Genomic DNA, 1,422 nt, shown 5'->3' with positions numbered 1-1,422 from the left:
TGAACTAGCCCCCAAAAGTTGGACGGTTTAAGAAAGATTTAAATTTAGTGAAGAAGCTCGGTATTGTACCGGGCTTTTTCCATTTAGACTTGATTTTATTCTGTGATGGTTATAGTAGTGAATGTATTCGGTGATTTCTTTTTTGAGCTCTTGGATCGATTGATATTTTTTGAGGTAGAACAATTCTGACTTTAGAGTACCGAAGAAGTTTTCGATAACAGCATTGTCCAGACAGTTTCCTTTTCTGGACATACTGATCCTGATTCCCTTTTCATGGAGCAGATGTTGGTATTGTGGGTTTTGATAGTGCCATCCCTGATCAGAGTGGATCACCAGGTCTGAGATCTTTTGTTTTTTCTCTGTTGCCTTTTTGACCATGTCCAAGACCGGTTGTAGAGTAGGTCTATCGGCCAGAGTAAAGGAAATAATCTCTCGATTATACAGGTCCATCATGGGAGAGAGATAAAGCTTTCTGTCATGGACTTTGAACTCGGTTATATCAGTCACCCACTTCTGCTCAGGTCGATAAGCTTTAAAATCTCTGTTGAGGAGATTCTGAGCTATTCTGCCTTGCTCTCCTCTGTAGGAGACATACTTTTTAACCCGAATAATACTCTTTAAACCCAACTCGCGCATCAGGGAGTAGACGGTCTTGTGATTGATCGTATGCCCTCTGTTTTGAAGTTCATCCCGGATTCTTCGGTAGCCGTACCGTCCTTTGTTCTGTTTATAAATACTACGGATTTCCTTTTTGATGATCTCATACTTGTCCTTTTTTTGGAGTTGTTTGAGATGGTAATAAAAGGTGCTCCGCGCCATCCGAGCATGCTTGAGGAGATCCTTCAACGCATGCCTGCGCCTTAATTCCTGGATGATTTGCGTTTTTCTTCTTTCAGTTTTTCGGATTGAACTAAGGCATGAAGCTTTTTTAAATAAGCATTTTCGGCTTTCAGACTAGCTAGCTCCTCCAGGAGCTGCTCTTCTCGGGTGAGTGGACGTTTTGGCTTTCTAGGCATCTTGGTAGGTCTTCCTATACGTTGCGCCTTCAACCCTTCCGGTCCTTGAGCATCGTAAATCCGAATCCAATTCAGTACGATAGATTCATTAGGAACCTTGAAACGTAGACAGGCTTGAAGTAAAGATAAAGATCCGGCCTTAAGAGTTCTAACAACATTCACCTTAAAATCTGTAGTGTATCTGTTTGAACTAGGCTTCAGCCCCTCCTCTCCAAACTTTCTATAAAAGGCCACCCAACGTTTGACTAAGGAATGATCGATACTCTCTTTTTCTGAAACACTTCTAATAGAGTGTCTACCCTGGATAACTTCTTGGACTACCCGAAGCTTAAATTCGAAATTGTGTTTTCTGTTTTTACGCATAAAAATGCCCCCAATAAGTGTCTAACTTTTTGGGGGCACATCA

At 41.5% G+C, this 1,422-nt stretch carries 2 protein-coding genes; both read right to left on the bottom strand.

Going from position 1 to position 1,422, the window contains the following annotated elements; translation table 11 throughout:
• Nucleotides 1-27: 27 nt before the first annotated feature.
• On the bottom strand, nucleotides 28-876 hold the full coding sequence (locus O0V13_RS21385) for an IS3 family transposase (protein ID WP_268037052.1): 849 nt from the start codon (nucleotides 874-876) through the stop codon (nucleotides 28-30).
• Nucleotides 861-1,379: a transposase gene (locus tag O0V13_RS21380; protein ID WP_268037051.1), complete on the bottom strand. Its 519-nt coding sequence runs from the start codon at nucleotides 1,377-1,379 to the stop codon at nucleotides 861-863. The genes O0V13_RS21385 and O0V13_RS21380 overlap by 16 nt, the downstream gene beginning before the upstream one ends.
• Nucleotides 1,380-1,422 lie beyond the last annotated feature (43 nt).

The sequence above is a fragment of the Algoriphagus sp. PAP.12 genome, from assembly GCF_026652115.1.
GTDB lineage: Bacteria > Bacteroidota > Bacteroidia > Cytophagales > Cyclobacteriaceae > Algoriphagus.
Note: the sequence above shows the minus strand (reverse complement) of the source record. Positions and strands in the feature narration are given on the sequence as shown.

Excerpts from the sequence above, each read along its gene's own strand:
- O0V13_RS21380 (WP_268037051.1), bottom strand. The coding sequence starts at position 1,379 with ATGCGTAAAAACAGAAAACACAATTTCGAATTTAAGCTTCGGGTAGTC.